This window comes from Kangiella koreensis DSM 16069 (genome assembly GCF_000024085.1).
Classification (GTDB): Bacteria; Pseudomonadota; Gammaproteobacteria; order Enterobacterales; family Kangiellaceae; genus Kangiella; species Kangiella koreensis.
Window position 1 is genome coordinate 2576614 of record NC_013166.1, and the last position, 18503, is coordinate 2595116.

Sequence of the window (18503 nt, forward strand, 5' to 3'; positions counted from 1 at the left end):
ATGGTTGGCATTTCGCTGTTAATTGCATCCCCCTTAGCTCGCGCTAAACTTGAGCCAAGCGTTCGCTATCAACAGACCGACTACCAGCTGTGTGCACAACAAAGAGTCACCAAGGCCCTTTTCTTTGACGTGGTTGATGTGGGTGTTTACTACCCCAATTGTCAGCAAGCAGAGAATGTATTTGATTCCCAGCCCAAACTTTTGCGCTTTTCCTATTTACGTGAGGTTGAAGGCATTCAATTCAATGAAGGTGCGGATGACTTCCTGGAAGATAATCTTACCGACGTCGAGAAAGAAACTTGCCTGGCTGCATTTAAAGACTTCAATACCATTTATAAAGATGTCGCTGACGGTGATTATTATGATCTGTTTGTGACACCAGACCAAGGTTTAAACCTGCGACTAAATCAGTCTCAATTAGCCGAACTCAATCAGGCCAAATGCGCAACACCTTACCTCAACATATGGTTTGGTCCGGAGTCTATGGATGATGACTTTAGCGAGCTGCAAGATAAACTCAAATCCCTTAACTAAGTTTAAATTAAGAAATTTCTAACTTAACAATGCCAGCGCAGCTTTCCTTGCTTCTTTGTAATCAATGATTGGCTCTGGATAGCCCAGTTCTTTACGTTGCTGGCTGGTCGGAAAGTGGATGTCTTTATTATTTAAGCTTGCTAATTCAGGCACTAACTTTCTAATAAATTTCCCTTGAGGATCAAAACGTTGCGACTGAGTAATCGGGCTCATAATTCTGAAATAAGGAGCACCATCGGCGCCTGTGGATGAACACCATTGCCAGCCGCCATTATTTGAAGCAAAGTCACCATCAATCAAATGACGCATGAAAAAAGCCTCCCCTTCACGCCAGTCAATTAAACATAACTTGTTTAAAAACATGGCCACATTCATACGCAAACGGTTGTGCATCCACCCTGTTTGTATGAGCTGGCGCATGGCTGCATCAATCAGTGGAAACCCTGTTTCAGCCTGGCACCACTTTTCAAATAACTCATGCTGACCATTCCAAACTTCTTTGGCATCTTTCTTAAAAGGCAGGTGATAACTAATTTGTGGATTATCTATGATGATCTGACGATAAAACTCACGCCAGATAATTTCTGATAACCAGGTATCTAGATAGAAAGCTTCCTGATCACCTTCATACCACTCCAGCAACGATTCTATACATTGCTTTGCTGAAATAGCACCAACAGTCAAATAGGGCGACAACATGCTGGTTCCTTTGACTGCTGGAATATCTCTGTGCTCTTTATAATAACCAGCTTTCGGCAAGAACTCCTTTAGCCTATCCTGTGCTGCCAGTTCACCCGCAGGCCACAAATCCTTTCGATAATCATGGCCGAAGTCATAATCATGCTGCTTCTCAATCTTAAAGTCCTGTTTACTCGGTATCGGGAGAGGCGATATTCCTTGCGTCTTATGAAATTCAATCCACGATTTTTTATAGGGGGTAAATACTTTGTAAGGCTCACCCTTACCCGTACTTACGCTATTGGGGGGAATAATGACATCACCATCAAAACGCTTTACTTCTTTTCCTTTGCCTAGCAACACTTTTTCCAATTCATCATCGCGATTTCTTTCATTGAATGGGTATTCATTATTAAAGTAAACTCCATCAGTATTATATTGCTCGACTAATTGCACTATTTTTTCTACCGACTGCTGATAGTCTTTCACCTTGAAGCTGTGCAAAGGTATATTCAGTTTGTTCAGCTTTTTGCGCAACTCATTTACGCTGTCATAGATAAAGCCAATTTTGCAGGGAGCGTCGTCATGTGCCTCTCGTTGCTCAACGGGTTCAAGATAAATGCCAATAACTGCACCCTGTTCGGCAGCATAAAAAAGAGCAGGGTTATCGCCTACTCTTAAATCATTTCTAAACCAGACTAAGTTAATATTCTTCCTCATAGAACCCTACTCATAAAACGGTACTCATAAATAATTTCGCAATCCCAGCTCCAAAGGATGGGGATCAAGATAAGCCTGCTGCTTAATATAGTCAGATCCAAATTGAGTCAGGTAATGATTAATTAAGGTGACCGGAACGACCAAGGTAACGAGCCCCTTTCGGTATTGTTCAATGACCTTCACCAACTCCTGCTTGGCTGCTGAAGTCAGATCGCGTTTTAAATAACCCAAAATATGATAGAGCACATTAGTGTGTGACTTGCTGGATGCAATCTTCTTTAATATTCGCATCAGCGTGTCTTCGTACTCTTGTAACAGCTCGGTTATTTCTCTCTGTTCTGTATTAGCAACCAGTCGCCCAAGCTCTTTATAAGCCTGATAGCTATGTGCCATCACCAGGTACTTATAGCGGCTATGGAATTCAATCAATTTCTTCATGCTCGGCTCGTTTACAACAGACTCTTTCCATTCATTGTAGGCGAAAACACGAGTAATAAAGTTCTCGCGCAATTTCGGATCCTGCAAACGCCCTTCCTCCTCTACCGGCAAGTTTGGATGCAATTTCATAATTTCATCAATATAGACGCCGCGGTAGGATTCCCCGGCTGGGTTGCCATTCTCGTGATACACCTTAACCCGCTCCATACCGCAGCTTGGCGAATTACGAATTACAATGTAGCCACAGGCGTCTTGAATTCTTGGCATCGTTTTGTGGGCATAGTCGCGTAACTCATCGGTCACATCCAGACTATGGTCATCGACTTTTTTAACTCGAATATCATCACCCACCCGAACTAAGTGGATCGGTGGTCGAGGAGTTGGTAGCCCAATACCCATTTCAGGACACACTGGCGTGTACTCAAACCAGTCGCTGAGTACATTCAAACAGTATTTGGATTGCTTATGCCCACCATCAAATCGAACTTTATTTCCAAGCAGGCACGAGCTGATCGCTATCTTTATTTTGCTCATTTTTTAATTATTGTTAACTCCGTGTGAAGAGCTCGTGAAAAGCCAAAATTTCTCCACGTATTTTTCACAAGCTTAAAATTAAATTGTTTGCTTCATGATGCTAACAGGAGAGATTGCCATGAAGTTAAAATACTTTTTACTACCTTTTTTAGTGCTTCCCTTGATCGCTTGTAACGATGATGACGACAATGATCCGATTGAAGAGATGATGCCACAGAGCTTCAAGGTTCAGGTTGTTCATGCCTCGCAAGACTCACCTAATGTTAATGTTTCCGTTAACGGTTCAGAAACTTTGTCAGACGTTAACTATAAACAGGCTTCTTCACGTTTAACCTTAGATGAAGGGACTTATACTTTGCAAGTCGACGGCATCACACCAAGCGGCGATGCAACCGTTATTGGTCCACTAGATGTCAACTTTGCACCTGATCAGTTATACACCGTATTAGCGGTCAATCAAACAGCCTCAATTGAACCACTGGTGATTAACCAGGCTGACTTTACCCCAGCCGATGGTGAATTAACGGTACAAGTCATTCATGCGGCATCGAATGCGCCAACCGTTGATATTTATTTAACCGCTCCGGGCACTGACATTTCTGGCACGGCACCAACCACAACATTAAGTTTCAAAGATACTTTGTCAGCGACTGATATTCCAGCTGGTGATTATCAAATACGTGTCACTCCTACTGGTGACAGTACTGTTGTTTTTGATAGCGGAACTATCAGCTTACCTGCCGGAGTATTGCTCAATGTTGCAGCCGTAGCTAACACCACAACTGGCGACAGCCCAATCAGTTTGCTCGCTATTACCGATGAGGGCGCAACTGAGATCCTTGACGTGAACTCACCGGCTGATTTCCGTGTTTTCCACGTCTCAGCTGATGCTCCAAATGTTGATGTAGTAGTCAATGATGATTTTGCCAATCCAGTAGTGACTGATTTAGCTTTCCCTGATTTTACTGGTTACCTATCCGTACCAGAAGCCACCTATAATGCTAAAGTAGTTCCAACAGGTGCTGATACGCCGGTTGTGATTGATGCCGATTTAGCATTAGAGGCAGGTGCTTCTTACTCTGTGTTAGCCGTTAATGACTTAGCCAATATTGAACCACTTGTATTAGCCGACACCCGTCGAGCCATTTCGACAGAAGCTCAACTAAGAGTTGTTCACGGCTCTCCAGCCGCAGGTGCTGTTGATATCTATCTAGTCTCACCGGGTACTGACGTTAATGATGTTGAGCCAACTTTGAGTAATGTACCCTTTAAGGCTGAAACCGGTTACCTTTCTGTTGCTGAAGGTGATTACGATGTAATAGTCACTGCCACAGGCAGTAAAACAGCAGCTATTGGCCCAGCAGCAATCTCATTGTCTAATGGTGGAATCTACACCATTATAGCTCGTGACAATGCAGGTGGTGGTGCCCCACTGAATGTCATTCTTGCTGATGACTTTGTGCTCTAGGCACTTCCATAACTGTCAGACACAAAAAAGGCCTCATCAGAGGCCTTTTTCTTTTTTCTTGAGCTAGCTAAAGATACAAAACCTCAGCAATTTCATATTCAACACTACCTTTTGGCGTCTGAATATTGGCGATATCACCTTCTTCTTTTCCAATCAAACCGCGTGCAATTGGCGAGTTAATGGAAAGTTTATTTTTCTTAATATCAGCCTCATCGTCACCAACAATTTTGTACTGAACTTCATCGGCGTTATTGTCATCCATATTAATCAGAATAACAGTTGAACCAAAAATCACCTTGCCGTTGTTGCTTATTTTAGTAACATCGACAATTTGTGAGTTTGACAATTTAGCTTCAATTTCCTGAATACGTCCTTCAATGAAACCTTGTTGTTCACGCGCCGCGTGGTATTCAGCATTTTCTTTTAGGTCACCATGCTCACGTGCTTCAGCGATGGCCGCAACTACTTGCGGCCTTTTCACTTTTTTCAGCTCATTTAACTCAGTCTGTAGCGCTTCTGCGCCTTCGACTGTCATAGGAACTCGATTCATCGCTCATCAACCTGTGTGTGTAGTTCTTGCACTGAGTAAATCTGACTACGACCATTCTCCTTCATCGCTGCACAAGATGCCACAGCTCCCGCCAAGGTAGTTGTGTATGGCACTTTATGTTGCAGTGCGCTACGACGTATCAAGAATGAGTCAGCAATCGCCTGTTTACCTTCAGTGGTATTAATAATGTAATCCACTTCACCGTTTTTAATGTAGTCAACAATGTGCGGACGACCTTCAAACATCTTGTTGATGCGCTGACATGGAATACCAGCTTCACGAATTGCTCGTGCTGTTCCGCCCGTCGCTAACAACTCAAAACCTTGCTCTGCCAATGAACGCGCTACTGCCGGCAAACCATTTCGGTCCGCTTCACGCACACTGATAATGACTTGTCCGGAATCCGGTACCGCCTGGCCTCCACCCAGCTTTGCTTTGTAGAAAGCATCACCAAATGTTTTACCAACCCCCATCGCTTCGCCTGTTGATTTCATCTCAGGGCCAAGAATAGGGTCAGAACCCGGGAACTTGTTGAATGGGAATACCGGTTCTTTAACCGAGAAGTAGCGAGGAATAATTTCTTTAGTAAAGCCTGTTTCAGCTAATGTCTTACCGGCCATCACTGACGCAGCAACTTTCGCCATTGGCGTGCCGGTTGCTTTTGAAACAAATGGCACGGTACGTGATGCACGTGGGTTCACTTCAAGAATGAAAATTCTCTCACCTTGAATAGCAAACTGGGCGTTCATCAAGCCGCGAACTTTAAGCTCTTTTGCCATGACCAACATCTGACGACGCAGTTCATCCTGCACTTCTTTGCTTAAGCTAAATGGAGGAATCGAACAGGCTGAGTCACCGGAGTGAACACCTGCTTGCTCAATATGCTCCATGATGCCGCCAATCAGAATATTCTTACCGTCAAAAATCGCATCAACGTCAACCTCAATCGCGTCATCCAGGAAGCGGTCTAACAATACTGGCGACTCGTTCGAAACGCTCACTGCATCGTTCATATAACGACGCAATTCTTCTTCGTTATAAACGATTTCCATCGCGCGTCCGCCTAATACGTAAGAAGGGCGAACCACTAGCGGATAACCAATTTCTTCTGCCAGGCGTACACCTTCTTCCATGTTACGCGCTGTGCGGTTAGGTGGCTGTAACAAACCTAAGCGGTTAATCGCTCGCTGGAATCGCTCACGGTCTTCTGCTCGGTCAATCGCATCAGGAGAAGTACCAATGATTGGTACGCCAGCTGCTTCCAAATCACGCGCCAGTTTCAATGGTGTCTGACCACCATAATGAACAATCACACCTTTTGGCTTTTCAATATCGACAATCGCCAATACATCTTCAAGCGTTAATGGCTCAAAATACAAGCGATCCGAGGTATCGTAATCGGTTGAAACCGTTTCTGGGTTACAGTTAACCATGATAGTTTCGTAACCATCGTCACGCATCGCAAAAGCGGCATGAACACAGCAGTAATCAAACTCAATACCTTGCCCGATACGGTTTGGTCCACCACCTAAAATCATAATCTTATCGCGGTCAGTCGGATTCGCTTCGCACTCTTCTTCATAAGTTGAATACATGTAAGCGGTACTGGTAGCAAACTCAGCCGCACAGGTATCTACTCGCTTGAACACTGGAATTACCCCAAGTTCTTTACGAAGCTTGCGAATTTCTTTTTCACTGATGGCGAAGATATCAGCCAGTCTTTGATCCGCGAAACCTTTGCGCTTAATGTGACGCATTAAGTCTGCATCTAAGTCCGAGAACGATTTGTCTTTTAGACTTTCTTCAATTTGAATAAGCTCTTGAATCTGAATCAGGAACCATTTATCGATTCCAGTCAGTTCAAACACTTCGTCCAGTGACCAGCCCTTACGGAAAGCATCACCGATGTACCAGATACGATCTGAACCAGGCACACGCAAGTTTTGACGAAGCGTATCAACCCAGCTCTCATCATCCTCAGCCAGCTTTGGTTCGAAACCAGAAGAGCCAACTTCCAAACCACGAATTGCTTTTTGGAACGACTCCTGGAAATTACGACCAATCGCCATGACCTCACCCACAGATTTCATCTGGGTGGTTAGGGTCTTATCAACATTCGGGAATTTTTCGAAATTGAAGCGAGGGATTTTAGTGACTACGTAGTCGATGCTCGGCTCGAACGAAGCAGGTGTTTTGCCACCGGTAATTTCGTTTTGCAGTTCATCGAGGGTGTAGCCAACCGCCAGTTTTGCGGCTACTTTAGCAATCGGGAAACCGGTTGCTTTTGAAGCCAATGCTGATGAACGCGATACACGCGGGTTCATTTCAATGATGGTCATGCGGCCATTTTCGGGGTTAATCGCAAACTGAACGTTCGAACCACCGGTTTCAACGCCAATCTCGCGCAATACTGCAAGCGATGCATTACGCATGCGCTGATATTCTTTATCGGTTAATGTTTGCGCTGGCGCAACGGTAATCGAGTCGCCGGTATGCACACCCATTGGGTCAAAGTTTTCGATAGAGCAGATGATAATACAGTTGTCATTCTTATCACGAACAACTTCCATCTCATACTCTTTCCAACCGATTAATGATTCATCAATTAATAATTCATTGGTTGGCGACAAATCCAATCCGCGTAAGCAGATTTCTTCAAATTCTTCTTTGTTGTACGCGATACCGCCGCCCGTACCACCCATGGTAAAGGAAGGACGGATAATACAAGGGAAGCCAACTTCTTTCTGTACTTTCCAGGCATCTTCAAGGCTGTGTGCAACTTGCTGACGAGGTTGGTCTAAACCAATTTTTGACATCGCTTTGGCGAACAACTCACGATCTTCTGCTTTGTCGATTGCTTCACGCGTTGCACCAATCATTTCCACACCGTGGATTTCTAAAACACCGCGTGAGGCTAGATCCAACGCACAGTTCAATGCAGTCTGGCCACCCATAGTCGGTAGAATCGCGTCTGGCTTTTCTTTTTCGATAATTTTCGCAACCACTTCCCAATGAATTGGCTCGATGTAGGTCACATCCGCCATGTTCGGGTCAGTCATAATGGTTGCCGGGTTCGAGTTGACCAAAATCACTCGGAAACCCTCTTCACGCAAAGCCTTACAGGCCTGAGCGCCGGAATAGTCGAATTCGCAAGCCTGGCCAATAATGATTGGGCCAGCGCCTAAAATCAGAATACTTTTAATATCAGTACGTTTTGGCATGTCTCAATCGTCTCCTAAGCTTTGTGTTGTTCCATCAATTCAATGAAGTGGTCGAACAATGGTGCAGCATCGTGTGGACCGGGACTTGCTTCAGGGTGACCCTGGAAGCTAAACGCAGGCTTATCCGTACGCTTGATACCCTGTAGGGTGCCATCGAATAGGGAACGATGAGTTGCTTTTAAGTTATCCGGTAACGATTTCTCGTCTGCCGCAAAACCGTGGTTTTGGCTGGTAATCATAACCGTGCCATCTGCTACGTCTTGCACAGGATGGTTGGCGCCGTGGTGGCCAAACTTCATCTTCGCCGTCTTGCCGCCGCTGGCCAGAGCCAACAACTGATGTCCAAGACAGATACCGAACACTGGAATATTGGTTTCTAGAACTTCTTGAATCGCCTTAATCGCGTAATCGCAAGGCTCCGGGTCACCTGGGCCATTGGATAGGAAAATACCATCAGGCTTCATCGCCAGAACTTCGCTCGCGGGAGTCTGTGCTGGCACAACCGTCAAATCACAACCGCGCTCAACCAGCATTCTCAAGATATTGTGTTTAGCACCGAAGTCATAAGCAACAACTTTGAACTTAGCTTCTTTGAGTTTGCCGTAGCCTTCTTCTAAAGACCAGGTGCTGTCTTGCCAAGTGTAGCTTTCCTTGGTGGAGACTACTTTTGCCAAATCCATTCCTTTCAAGCCCGGAAACTCTTTAGCCAGCTCTAATGCTTTATCAGCATCTGGAGCCTCACCTGCAATGATACAGCCACTCAAAGCACCCTTATCACGCAAGATTCGCGTTAAGCGACGCGTATCAATGTCTGCAATGGCGACTTTCTTATGGCGCTTTAAATAGTCTGATAAAGACTCTTCGCTGCGATAATTGCTGTGTAATAAAGGAAGGTCACGAATGATTAATGCTTCAGCCCAAAGATTGGTCGATTCAACATCTTCGGAATTGGCACCGGTGTTACCGATGTGGGGATAAGTGAGGGTTACCATCTGCTTAGCGTAGGAAGGGTCAGTTAAAATCTCCTGATATCCTGTCATGGCGGTATTGAAAACCACCTCGCCTACTGCATGTCCTTCGTAACCGATTGAAACTCCGTGAAAAACACTACCATCTTCAAGAACTAAAATGGCGGGCTGCTGGGCGGGTCTTAGCAGCTGTTGAGACTCTTGTTCTAACAAAGAAACCTCCATTTTTTTTAGGCGCAAAAAATTTGGGCTCACAATCTAAATGAGTCCAGCAAATTGTTTACTTAGTGGAATTTTGGCAAATTCTGCGCATTATAATGGAAATGGGGTTTGATGTCTATTTAAGCGGGGCTTACCAATGAGATAACAGAGCTATGGCAACCGCTTATTTTTTGTTTGTTATCCGAAAAAGAAAAAGGGCGGATAAACCGCCCATTTTCAATTGGCCTCATGCCCCTTAGGTGCTCCCTGCTACTTCCGTGTGTCACCATGTCCTTCGGTTAGATTTCCTTACGTGCGTCCCTTGCACAGTTGTTAATCTACTCTTTTTTGAGCCAATAACAACAAGGCCTGACACGATGTCAGGCCTGCATTAAATATAAAAACCTTTATAAATCAATTAACTAGATAAAATCTGTAGCGGAAAAAGCATATTATCTGAATGATCTTAAGGCGCTAGACTACAGATCCTTGAGAGATCGCTTACAAACACCATGGACGATCTCTTACAAGCAATGCACATCTGATTGAACACTTTTTGAACAATATGTTTTTTGTCAGTCCTTGAGCCCTAAAACGTCCTGCATATCGTACAATCCGGCTGGTTTTCCCAGCAACCATTTGGCCGCTTCTATCGCTCCCTGAGCGAAACATTGTCGGGTTTGCGCCTCGTGGCGTAAGGTGACCAACTCACCCTTTAAAGCAAACACCACCTCATGAGTGCCGACGATATCGCCGCCTCGCATCACTGAAAAACCAATCGCTCCCGGTTCTCGTTCACCGATTCCATGACGCGCCCATTCGGCCACATTATCAAGGTCTCGACCTTGTGTATCTGCAACAGCTTCACCTAACGCCAAGGCTGTGCCTGATGGCGAATCTTTCTTGTATTTATGATGCGCTTCGAAAATCTCGATATCCGACTTATCGCCGAGTAACCTGGTTGCCTGTTTCACGAGTCCTAATAAACTGTTAACGCCGAGACTGTAGTTGGCTGCAAAAACAATCGGAATCGATTGTGCTGCTTCAGTAATCGCCTGCTTCTGTTCATCACTAAAACCTGTAGTACCGATAACCACCGGTGAGTTGGCACTTACTGCATGGGACAAAGTTTCGATTGAATGCTCTGGCAAACTAAAATCAATTAGCACTTTTCGCTCATTCAAAGTAACTGATAAATCATCGCCAACAAACACGCCCTGCGGTTCCATGCCAACTAAATAACCAATATCAGTCCCCAGCTTTTGATGTTGCGCACGCGCCATAGCGCCAACAATTTCCACCTGGCTATCACTAGCTGCGGCCTTGAGCAGTTCCTGTCCCATTCGTCCAGTGCAGGCATTAATTACAATTGGGGTCATAAACAACTTGTCCTATAAATTCGTGCATTCAGTTAAGGCAAAGCGCCTTCATCTTTTAAAGTCTCTGCGATTTTTTCCGCTAATACTCGATAGCCTTGCGCGTTCAGGTGTATTTGATCCGACTTGTACTTTTTGGTCTTCAACAAATCCGACACCTCACCGCGCATATAGGCCACTTGATGCTCTTCGGCCAATTCATCATAAAAGCCTGCAACCGATGAGAAAAGATTTTTCTCGGGCACACCCATCAACAAAACCTGTACATTATTCTGTTTAGCAATATCGATCATCTGCGCCAGGTTTTGCTTGGTTTGGTTCTGATTGTGATTACGCAAAATATCATTACCCCCTTCCAGCAAAATAACCAGCTCCGGATTGTATTGCATCAACACATCCTCAAAGCGGGCCAAGCCCCGATCGGTAGTCTCACCTGAAATTCCGGCGTTGACGACTTCCAATCCAGTAATCATTGCTAACTGGCTGGGGTAGCTGCCTTCTTTCGAAGCACCGATACCTTCCGTTAAACTATCACCAAAAGCAACAATGGTCGCGTTCGAACTTAACGGCTGTAGCTTTGGGTCGCTGCAGGCAGTTAACAATACACTGCCTACCAGAATTAGGGTCAAACATAGGTATTTCTTTAATTCTGCCATTAGGCTTCATCTCTCTTTTTCAGTAGCTTAACAAACCATACCACTAATAATGAGAATGAAATTGCGCCAAGGATCATCGCCATCATATCGCTACCAATCCAGCCTGTACCTATGCCATCAGGTTTTCTGCCTTCAACAAATGCCATGCCGGCAATCGCAACACCGAGTAGACCTTCGCCACCGACGAAACCACTGCCCAGTAAAATACCTTTCTCGCGGCGACTTTCTTTGACATCTTCTTTTTTGGTCTTCGATTCAACCCAGTGGCGAATCAAACCACCAATTAGAATCGGGGTCATGGTTGATAGCGGTAAATACACTCCCACTGCAAAAGGAAGCGAAGGAATTTTCACCAGTTCGCAGACAATGGCAATACCGACGCCAATTGCCACCAGAACCCAAGGCAGGCTTTGTTCAAGCACGCCATCGATCACCAGTTTCATCAATGTCGCTTGTGGCGCAGGTAATTCTTTACTGCCAAAACCAAAGGTTTCCGCCAGTAACAAAACGGACAGACAAACAAAAGTGGCCGAGGTCAAAACACCAATCAATTCAGCCATTTGCTGTTTTCGTGGCGTTGCCCCTAGCAGATAACCACTTTTTAAATCCTGCGAAGTATCACCTGAAATTGACGCCGCAATCGCTACCACACAACCGACAATCAGAGTCGCCGCCTTGCCGCTGGTATCCGTCCAGCCCATGGCCAGGAAAATCGTTGCCGTGCCTAGCAGTGCAGCAATTGTCATGCCTGACGTCGGATTCGAAGTCACCCCGACCAAACCCACAATTCGAGCCGCAACGGTAACAAAGAAGAAAGCAAAAACGGCAACACAAATAGCCGCTAGCAAGCGCGTATCAATACCACCCACAGCGCCAAACACTCCCGGCACCAAGGTCAACATTAAAATGACAGCCAATATTCCGAAAAATACCACTTTAATCGGCAAGTCCTGATGTGTTCTTGGCTCAACAACCTTATGCTGCTTATCTTCGTGAACTTCTTCTTCTACGCTTTTGACGATAGTCTTTGCGCCAACCTTGAAGCTTTGAATCATCACCGGAATACTTTTCATTAAGGTGATGATACCCGCTGTCGCAACAGCGCCCGCACCAATGTAACGAACATAACGCGACCAGATTTCGCCCGTGGACATATCCGCAATAAGCTTTACGGTTTCAGGAAAGAAAGGTGTGGTCTGAGTATCGCCCCAGTAGGCAATAGCAGGAATGATAATAATGGCTGATAAAAGACCTCCACCGACCATGACCCAGGCAATGCGTGGTCCTAAAATATAACCGACACCGAACAGAGCGGCGGACAGATCGACACCTATCACACCTTTTTTCAGGAAGGGAATTTTAACCGCGGCATAATCCGGAATCACTTTGATCCAGGAGGTCAGGGTTTTAAACAGAGCAGCCACGCCCATGCCATAAAAAATATACTTGGCTTTATTGCCGCCGACCTCGTTGGCCACCAGTACTTCCGCACAGGCGGTGCCTTCAGGGTAAGGCAACTTGCCATGTTCACGCTCAATCAAGAATTTTCGCAGCGGGATCATGAATAGAATACCAATCACACCGCCACTCATTGCCAGAATCGTCATCTGCAACAAGTCAGGAGCAACACCCCACATAAATAAGGCAGGCAAGGTAAAGATCACACCACTGGCTAAAGAGCTGGATGCCGAACCAGTAGTTTGCGCAATATTGGTTTCAAGAATCGTACTGCCGATACCAAACTTGGATAAGATTTTAAAAACAGCCACCGCCATCACTGCTACCGGAATCGAGGTACTGATGGTTAGGCCGGCTCGTAGTCCGAGATAGGCATTGGCCGCGCCAAAGATAACCCCGAACACTATGCCAAGGCCTACAGCCTTAAAGGTAAACTCCGCCATATCCTCTTCTGCAGGGACATAGGGTTTATAGGTTTCGCCTTCTTTTAGTGGCACATAGGCTTTTGCATCCAGCCCTTTTTTTATTTCAGTGGTCAATAGAAACTCCCCAGTTTTTACCAGCAATATGCGCTATTAAATAGGGGGGGCATTCGCCTGTCAAATTCTAGCTCTTCGATCAGCGACTATGCTTCAAGACCTTTTGCGACTGCTTTTCGAGCTGCTTATAGCCTTCAGTAGTAACCCAATCAAAGAATCGTTGCGCTATCGGCGATAGCTGTTTGTTTTCTAAATAGCCCAGATACCACTGGGAGCGGATCGGCAAACCCGTTACCGGCAGCACTGACAAACCAGCATCTTCACCATAAACCAAAGTGTAGGCTGACAAAATTGACACTCCAAGATCCGACATTACAGAATGCCTGATGGCCTCATTGCTTTCGATGATCATTCGAGTATTAAGTTGTAGGCTTTTCTCCTCAAGAAATCGCTCAATGGCATAACGCGTTCCCGAGCCCTGTTCGCGTAATAGAAATGGCAACTTAAAAAACTGCTGTAAACTGATGCGCTTTTTCTGCGTCAATGGATGTTGGTCATGCGCGATGGCAACCAAAGGATTATCCAGAAACTTGGTCGTTACCAGCTTGATCTCTTTGGGTGGATAGGTAAACACATAAAAATCGTCCAGATTGTCTTTCATTCGATCAATAATTTGTTGCCGGTTACCAACGCTAAAATTAACCTCTACATTCGGATACAGCTTGCAAAACTCACCGAGCAAATGCGGAATAAAATATTTCGCAGTGCTGACTACCGCAATGCGCAACTTACCGGCCTCAAGTCCTTTTAATGCACTCAATCGCATTTCAAGTTGGTCAAAACAATCGACCACATCTTTCGCCGTCTTTAAAACTTCTAAGCCAGCATCCGTAAACTGTAATTTTTTGCCTTGTTGTTGATATAACGGCATCCCAATTTTATCGGCCAGATTCTTTAATTGCATCGACACTGTGGGCTGAGTCAGAAAAAGTGCCTCAGATGCCGCAGTTACCGAACCATGTTCCCTCAATGCCAACAATATTTGCAGTTGTCGCAAAGTTCCTATCGAAGCCATATAGATAATCCTCTATACAAACCTTAAATAAAATCGATTATACACTAAGTTCCAAATTCTTATAATAGCGCCAAATTCACCAACCTGATTGATGATATGTCGCTTAATCGTACTCAAGCTTTTGAATTATTAACTTCTTTACTGATTGCACTGATTGGATGTTACTTAGCTTACTTTGGATACAGTAGCTGGATGCTAGCCATAACAGGTGCAGCTCTATTTGTATTGAGCAGTAGTCGTGTGTTACGCCGCATGACTCGTCGTAGCAACACAAGGGAAGCACAGCATGCAAATTGATATTGTTGTTGTCTTTTTTCTGCTGGGATTTTTAGCAACCTTCCTTAAGTCAGATATTGATTTCCCGGAAGGTCTGTATAAGGGATTGGTACTATTTCTTTTATTGGCTATTGGTCTCAAAGGTGGCGCGGCTCTAGAGCAGTATTTTTCAGCCAGCCTGATCATTCAGGTCGTTGCGGTACTGGCTTTTGGTTTTATTCTGCCCCTGATTGCTTACCCGCTACTGAGATATTTTGGTCTGCTGGATCGCATCAATGCTGCCAATATTGCCGCCCATTACGGTTCAGTCAGTGTTGCGACTTATGCGGTAGCTGTTGCTTTTCTGGAAAGCAAAGGCGTTGAATACGAGGCATACTTCCCACTGTTTGTGGCCATTCTCGAAGCACCCGCCATTGCGGTTGGAATCCTGCTGGCAAAACAACGGAACAGCTCACTAAACCTAAAGGGACTGCTCCACGAGTCGTTATTAAATCAAGGTGTTCTGCTACTGTTCGGCGGCGTTATCATTGGCTGGTTAGCCGGCCCACAACAGATGGCCTCAATTGCTCCACTGTTTAAAGATTTATTCCATGGCTCATTAGCCTTGTTTCTGCTGGCAATGGGTCAGATTGCTGCACGTCAAAGCAAACACCTCATCGAGTACGGAACCTTCATCGCCACCTTTGGCATCTTGATGCCATTAATCGGCGGTCTGCTCGGCGGCTTGTTGGCCTGGTCATTCGGCCTCAGCGAAGGTGGCACCTTATTGCTAACCACGCTCGGTGCCAGCTGTTCTTATATTGCGGTTCCGGCGGCTATGTCAGTTGCTTTACCGCAGGCTAATCAGGGAATTGCCATTACAGCATCCTTAGGTGTGACCTTCCCGTTTAATGTTCTGGTTGGTATTCCTTTGTACTACAGCCTAATTCACAAATTACTTTTCAGTTAGGAGATTACTATGAGTTCATCTCAAACCACACCGAAAGTCAGCATCATCATGGGCTCACAGTCCGATTGGAACAGCATGCAACATGCCACCACGGTATTGGATGAGCTTGATGTTGCTTACGAGACCAAGATTGTCTCTGCTCACCGCACGCCCAATCGTCTTTATCAATTCTGCGATGAAGCGGCTGAGCGTGGCATTGAAGTCATCATTGCCGGTGCTGGTGGTTCTGCTCACCTGGCCGGAATGGCAGCGGCCATGACCTGGCTACCGGTGATTGCAGTGCCCATGTCGAGCAAACAGTTAAAAGGCATGGATAGTCTTCTATCTATGGTGCAAATGCCAAAAGGCGTCGCCGTAGCCTGTCAGGCTATAGGTGACGCGGGTGCTTTTAATGGAGGCTTGCTCGCAGCCCAAATATTGTCTTTACATAACCCATCATTAAGAAAAGCTCTGCAACAGTGGAGAGCTCAACAGACGGCTTCAGTTGCCGAGGAGGTTGCATCATGATTTCGAGCAATGTCATAGGGTTGCTTAATTCACAAAGCTATAAGGTCGCGATCATTGGCGCCGGACAATTAGCAAGAATGATGGCGCTGGAAGGAATCTCGATGGGCCACAGCTTTTCATTTTTGTGTTCCGAACAGGATGACTCTTCGCCCGTTGAAGGGCTTGGCCACTTGGTTAAAACCGATTTATCGCAGCTATCTGCCGAAGAGATCTATCTGCTGCTCGGCAAACCCCATGTCATTACGGTGGAGAAAGAAGATGTTAATGTTGAACTGCTCAAAGCATTGAATGAGCATTGTGACGTTCATCCAAACCCTGAAGCCATTGCCATTTCGCAAAACCGTAAAGATGAAAAGCGCTTTGTTGAGTCGCTTGGTTTTGCGGTTGCACCCTGGAGCTCTGCCGATCATGTAGAAGCTTTAATGGAAGCGGGCATCAAACTCGGCTGGCCGATGATTATCAAGCGCTGTTCAACTGGTTACGACGGTAAAGGACAGTGGCGTGTCAATAACCTTCAGGAGGCATGCAAAGTTCTGGAGCAGGCTAAACCCACAGATAAATTTATCGCTGAAAAACTGCTTAACTTTACTAAAGAAGTTTCAATCATTTCGGCACGCGACCTGCATGGCAACATTGTTCATTACAGCCTGACTGAAAACGTTCACAAAGATGGCATACTTCATTATAGCTTTTCACCGGCAACAAACATCAGCGAACAGCTAACGATACAGGCGCAGGAAATCGCAACCGCGATGTTAGAGAAGCTAAACTATGTGGGCGTACTGGCGATTGAATTCTTTATGATTGATGACCAGTTATTAATCAATGAGTTTGCACCTCGAGTCCATAACAGCGGTCACTGGACGCAGATTGGCTGCAACTCCTCGCAGTTCCTCAACCACATTAGAGCCATCAGCGGTCGCGCAGTAGCCAGTGCTCCCAACAAAGGTTTTTCAGCGATGATCAACCTATTAGGACAGGCACCGGCCGACAAACAGCTGCTTGATAAAGAGCTACAGATCCATTGGTATAACAAATCTGTAAAACCTAATCGCAAGGTAGGCCACATCAACATGAATGATCAGGAAGCGTCAAAGGTTGAGTCTAAACTGCATCAGACTTTGCTGGATATGAACAAGCCTGACAACCAGTTCAGCCAAGCTGGCTAACAGTCTGGCTTTAAATTAGCAGACATAAAAAAGCCCGCAAATGCGGGCTTTTTTATGGTAACTATTAGACCTAACCTGTCATATTTTCCCAGAATTTCTTCACTCCGTCGAACCAGCCTTTTTCTTTCGGACTGTTCTTGCCGCTGGCTAATGTCTCACCAAATTGTTTCAGCAACTCTTTTTGCTCCTTGCCTAAACTGACCGGAGTTTCGAGAACGACGCGACACATCAAGTCGCCGGTGTATCCCGCACGCATGGCTTTAACGCCTTTGCCTTTTAAGCGGAACATTTTGCCAGTTTGAGTTTCCGCTGGGATTTTTAATGAAACACGCCCTTCCAAAGTGGGTACTTCTATTTCACCACCGAGCGCAGCAGCCACAAAATTAACCGGAACTTCACAATATAAGTTAGCACCGTCACGAACAAAAATCGGATGCTCTTTAACATGCACCTGCACGTATAAATCACCCGTTGCAGCTCCAGGGCCACCGGCTTCGCCTTCACCCGACAAGCGAATGCGATCACCTGTATCAATACCGGCCGGAATTTTAACTTGCAAGGTTTTGGTTTTCTGAACACGGCCTTGACCATGGCAGTCCATACAAGGATCTTTGATTACTTGCCCAGTACCACGACAATCTGGACAGGTTTGCTGCACAGAGAAGAAGCCTTGGGTCATGCGCACAGCACCTTGGCCATGGCAGGTGGTACAGGTCGTAGTACCCGAACCCGGTTTTGCACCAGAACCTTCGCAGGTATCACAGTTAACCATGGTCGGAATACGAATGGTTTTGGTCACACCGGATACAGCTTCTTCCAGCGTGATCTCCATGTTGTACTGCAAATCAGAGCCGCGCGCCTGACGTCGGCCGCCGCCGCGACGACCACCACCAAAAATATCACCAAAAACATCGCCAAAGATGTCACCAAAATCAGCACCGTGAAAACCACCATGCCCACCGCCCATATTCGGGTCAACACCAGCATGACCATACTGATCATAAGCCTGGCGTTTTTGCGGATCATTGAGAACTTCGTAGGCTTCTTTGGCTTCCTTGAAGCGTGCTTCAGCTTCCTTGTCATCAGGGTTACGATCCGGATGGTTTTTCATAGCCAAACGGCGATAAGCCTTCTTTAACTCGGCTTTATCCGCAGACTTTGATACACCCAATACTTCGTAATAATCTCTTTTTGACATACTTAACTACTTTGGTTGTTGATCTTCAGGCTGACTTAAACAGCTCAC

At 45.7% G+C, this 18503-nt stretch carries 16 protein-coding genes; 6 read left to right on the forward strand and 10 right to left on the reverse strand.

Annotation, left to right across the window (positions count from 1 at the left end; all coding sequences use genetic code 11):
- Positions 1 to 534 (forward strand): chalcone isomerase family protein, encoded by a 534-nt coding sequence (locus KKOR_RS11960; protein ID WP_015781394.1) that lies wholly within the window; start codon positions 1 to 3, stop codon positions 532 to 534.
- 18 nt (positions 535 to 552) lie between these two features.
- Here KKOR_RS11960 and KKOR_RS11965 read toward each other — a convergent pair whose 3' ends face one another.
- Together KKOR_RS11965 and KKOR_RS11970 are read right to left on the reverse strand one after the other, a co-directional pair.
- The gene (locus KKOR_RS11965) at positions 553 to 1932 is read right to left on the reverse strand and encodes a cryptochrome/photolyase family protein (RefSeq protein WP_015781395.1); all 1380 of its coding nucleotides are present in this window, start codon (positions 1930 to 1932) and stop codon (positions 553 to 555) included.
- A 24-nt stretch (positions 1933 to 1956) separates the two neighbouring features.
- Positions 1957 to 2904: a YbgA family protein gene (locus KKOR_RS11970; RefSeq protein ID WP_015781396.1), complete on the reverse strand. Its 948-nt coding sequence runs from the start codon at positions 2902 to 2904 to the stop codon at positions 1957 to 1959.
- 118 nt (positions 2905 to 3022) lie between these two features.
- Between KKOR_RS11970 and KKOR_RS11975 the strand changes: the two genes are divergently transcribed.
- Complete coding sequence (locus tag KKOR_RS11975; RefSeq protein WP_015781397.1) at positions 3023 to 4372, forward strand: DUF4397 domain-containing protein; 1350 nt, start codon at positions 3023 to 3025, stop codon at positions 4370 to 4372.
- Between the two features lie 67 nt (positions 4373 to 4439).
- Here KKOR_RS11975 and greA read toward each other — a convergent pair whose 3' ends face one another.
- The 7 genes from greA to KKOR_RS12010 all read right to left on the reverse strand — a co-directional run bounded on the left by greA (position 4440) and on the right by KKOR_RS12010 (position 14356).
- Entirely contained in the window at positions 4440 to 4922 is a 483-nt protein-coding gene (gene greA, locus KKOR_RS11980; protein ID WP_015781398.1) for a transcription elongation factor GreA, read from the reverse strand.
- The gene (gene carB / locus KKOR_RS11985; protein WP_015781399.1) at positions 4919 to 8143 is read right to left on the reverse strand and encodes a carbamoyl-phosphate synthase large subunit; all 3225 of its coding nucleotides are present in this window, start codon (positions 8141 to 8143) and stop codon (positions 4919 to 4921) included. Before carB ends, greA begins: the two co-directional genes overlap by 4 nt.
- A 14-nt stretch (positions 8144 to 8157) precedes the next feature.
- Positions 8158 to 9336: a glutamine-hydrolyzing carbamoyl-phosphate synthase small subunit gene (carA, locus tag KKOR_RS11990; RefSeq protein WP_049756763.1), complete on the reverse strand. Its 1179-nt coding sequence runs from the start codon at positions 9334 to 9336 to the stop codon at positions 8158 to 8160.
- A gap of 551 nt (positions 9337 to 9887) precedes the next feature.
- Positions 9888 to 10691 carry a 4-hydroxy-tetrahydrodipicolinate reductase gene (dapB, locus tag KKOR_RS11995; protein ID WP_015781401.1) on the reverse strand — a complete coding sequence of 268 codons (804 nt, stop codon included), beginning with the start codon at positions 10689 to 10691 and terminating at the stop codon, positions 9888 to 9890.
- A gap of 32 nt (positions 10692 to 10723) precedes the next feature.
- On the reverse strand, positions 10724 to 11344 hold the full coding sequence (locus KKOR_RS12000) for an arylesterase (RefSeq protein ID WP_015781402.1): 621 nt from the start codon (positions 11342 to 11344) through the stop codon (positions 10724 to 10726).
- Entirely contained in the window at positions 11344 to 13341 is a 1998-nt protein-coding gene (locus tag KKOR_RS12005) for an OPT family oligopeptide transporter (RefSeq protein WP_015781403.1), read from the reverse strand. Before KKOR_RS12005 ends, KKOR_RS12000 begins: the two co-directional genes overlap by 1 nt.
- Before the next feature lie 79 nt (positions 13342 to 13420).
- Positions 13421 to 14356 (reverse strand): LysR family transcriptional regulator, encoded by a 936-nt coding sequence (locus KKOR_RS12010; RefSeq protein WP_015781404.1) that lies wholly within the window; start codon positions 14354 to 14356, stop codon positions 13421 to 13423.
- A 96-nt stretch (positions 14357 to 14452) separates the two neighbouring features.
- On the opposite strand from KKOR_RS12010, the gene KKOR_RS13535 reads away from it, so the two are divergent.
- Genes KKOR_RS13535 through KKOR_RS12025 form a run of 4 tightly spaced genes read left to right on the forward strand, consistent with a single transcriptional unit; the run spans position 14453 to position 17257 of the window.
- A complete protein-coding gene (locus tag KKOR_RS13535; RefSeq protein ID WP_015781405.1) occupies positions 14453 to 14653 on the forward strand; it encodes a hypothetical protein in 201 nt (66 codons plus the stop codon).
- Positions 14643 to 15581, forward strand: coding sequence for a sodium-dependent bicarbonate transport family permease (locus tag KKOR_RS12015; protein ID WP_015781406.1), 939 nt, complete (start codon positions 14643 to 14645; stop codon positions 15579 to 15581). The genes KKOR_RS13535 and KKOR_RS12015 overlap by 11 nt, the downstream gene beginning before the upstream one ends.
- A 9-nt stretch (positions 15582 to 15590) precedes the next feature.
- Positions 15591 to 16088 carry a 5-(carboxyamino)imidazole ribonucleotide mutase gene (gene purE / locus KKOR_RS12020; RefSeq protein WP_015781407.1) on the forward strand — a complete coding sequence of 166 codons (498 nt, stop codon included), beginning with the start codon at positions 15591 to 15593 and terminating at the stop codon, positions 16086 to 16088.
- Positions 16085 to 17257: a 5-(carboxyamino)imidazole ribonucleotide synthase gene (locus KKOR_RS12025; protein ID WP_015781408.1), complete on the forward strand. Its 1173-nt coding sequence runs from the start codon at positions 16085 to 16087 to the stop codon at positions 17255 to 17257. Before purE ends, KKOR_RS12025 begins: the two co-directional genes overlap by 4 nt.
- A gap of 70 nt (positions 17258 to 17327) precedes the next feature.
- Here KKOR_RS12025 and dnaJ read toward each other — a convergent pair whose 3' ends face one another.
- Positions 17328 to 18455: a molecular chaperone DnaJ gene (gene dnaJ / locus KKOR_RS12030; RefSeq protein ID WP_015781409.1), complete on the reverse strand. Its 1128-nt coding sequence runs from the start codon at positions 18453 to 18455 to the stop codon at positions 17328 to 17330.
- Between the last annotated feature and the right edge of the window lie 48 nt (positions 18456 to 18503).

Excerpts from the sequence above, each read along its gene's own strand:
- KKOR_RS13535 (WP_015781405.1), top strand. The coding sequence starts at position 14,453 with ATGTCGCTTAATCGTACTCAAGCTTTTGAATTATTAACTTCTTTACTG.
- greA (WP_015781398.1), bottom strand. The coding sequence starts at position 4,922 with ATGAATCGAGTTCCTATGACAGTCGAAGGCGCAGAAGCGCTACAGACT.
- KKOR_RS12025 (WP_015781408.1), top strand. The coding sequence starts at position 16,085 with ATGATTTCGAGCAATGTCATAGGGTTGCTTAATTCACAAAGCTATAAG.
- KKOR_RS12010 (WP_015781404.1), bottom strand. The coding sequence starts at position 14,356 with ATGGCTTCGATAGGAACTTTGCGACAACTGCAAATATTGTTGGCATTG.
- KKOR_RS11965 (WP_015781395.1), bottom strand. The coding sequence starts at position 1,932 with ATGAGGAAGAATATTAACTTAGTCTGGTTTAGAAATGATTTAAGAGTA.
- purE (WP_015781407.1), top strand. The coding sequence starts at position 15,591 with ATGAGTTCATCTCAAACCACACCGAAAGTCAGCATCATCATGGGCTCA.
- KKOR_RS12000 (WP_015781402.1), bottom strand. The coding sequence starts at position 11,344 with ATGGCAGAATTAAAGAAATACCTATGTTTGACCCTAATTCTGGTAGGC.
- KKOR_RS12015 (WP_015781406.1), top strand. The coding sequence starts at position 14,643 with ATGCAAATTGATATTGTTGTTGTCTTTTTTCTGCTGGGATTTTTAGCA.
- KKOR_RS11970 (WP_015781396.1), bottom strand. The coding sequence starts at position 2,904 with ATGAGCAAAATAAAGATAGCGATCAGCTCGTGCCTGCTTGGAAATAAA.
- carB (WP_015781399.1), bottom strand. The coding sequence starts at position 8,143 with ATGCCAAAACGTACTGATATTAAAAGTATTCTGATTTTAGGCGCTGGC.
- carA (WP_049756763.1), bottom strand. The coding sequence starts at position 9,336 with ATGGAGGTTTCTTTGTTAGAACAAGAGTCTCAACAGCTGCTAAGACCC.
- KKOR_RS11960 (WP_015781394.1), top strand. The coding sequence starts at position 1 with ATGGTTGGCATTTCGCTGTTAATTGCATCCCCCTTAGCTCGCGCTAAA.
- dapB (WP_015781401.1), bottom strand. The coding sequence starts at position 10,691 with ATGACCCCAATTGTAATTAATGCCTGCACTGGACGAATGGGACAGGAA.
- KKOR_RS11975 (WP_015781397.1), top strand. The coding sequence starts at position 3,023 with ATGAAGTTAAAATACTTTTTACTACCTTTTTTAGTGCTTCCCTTGATC.
- dnaJ (WP_015781409.1), bottom strand. The coding sequence starts at position 18,455 with ATGTCAAAAAGAGATTATTACGAAGTATTGGGTGTATCAAAGTCTGCG.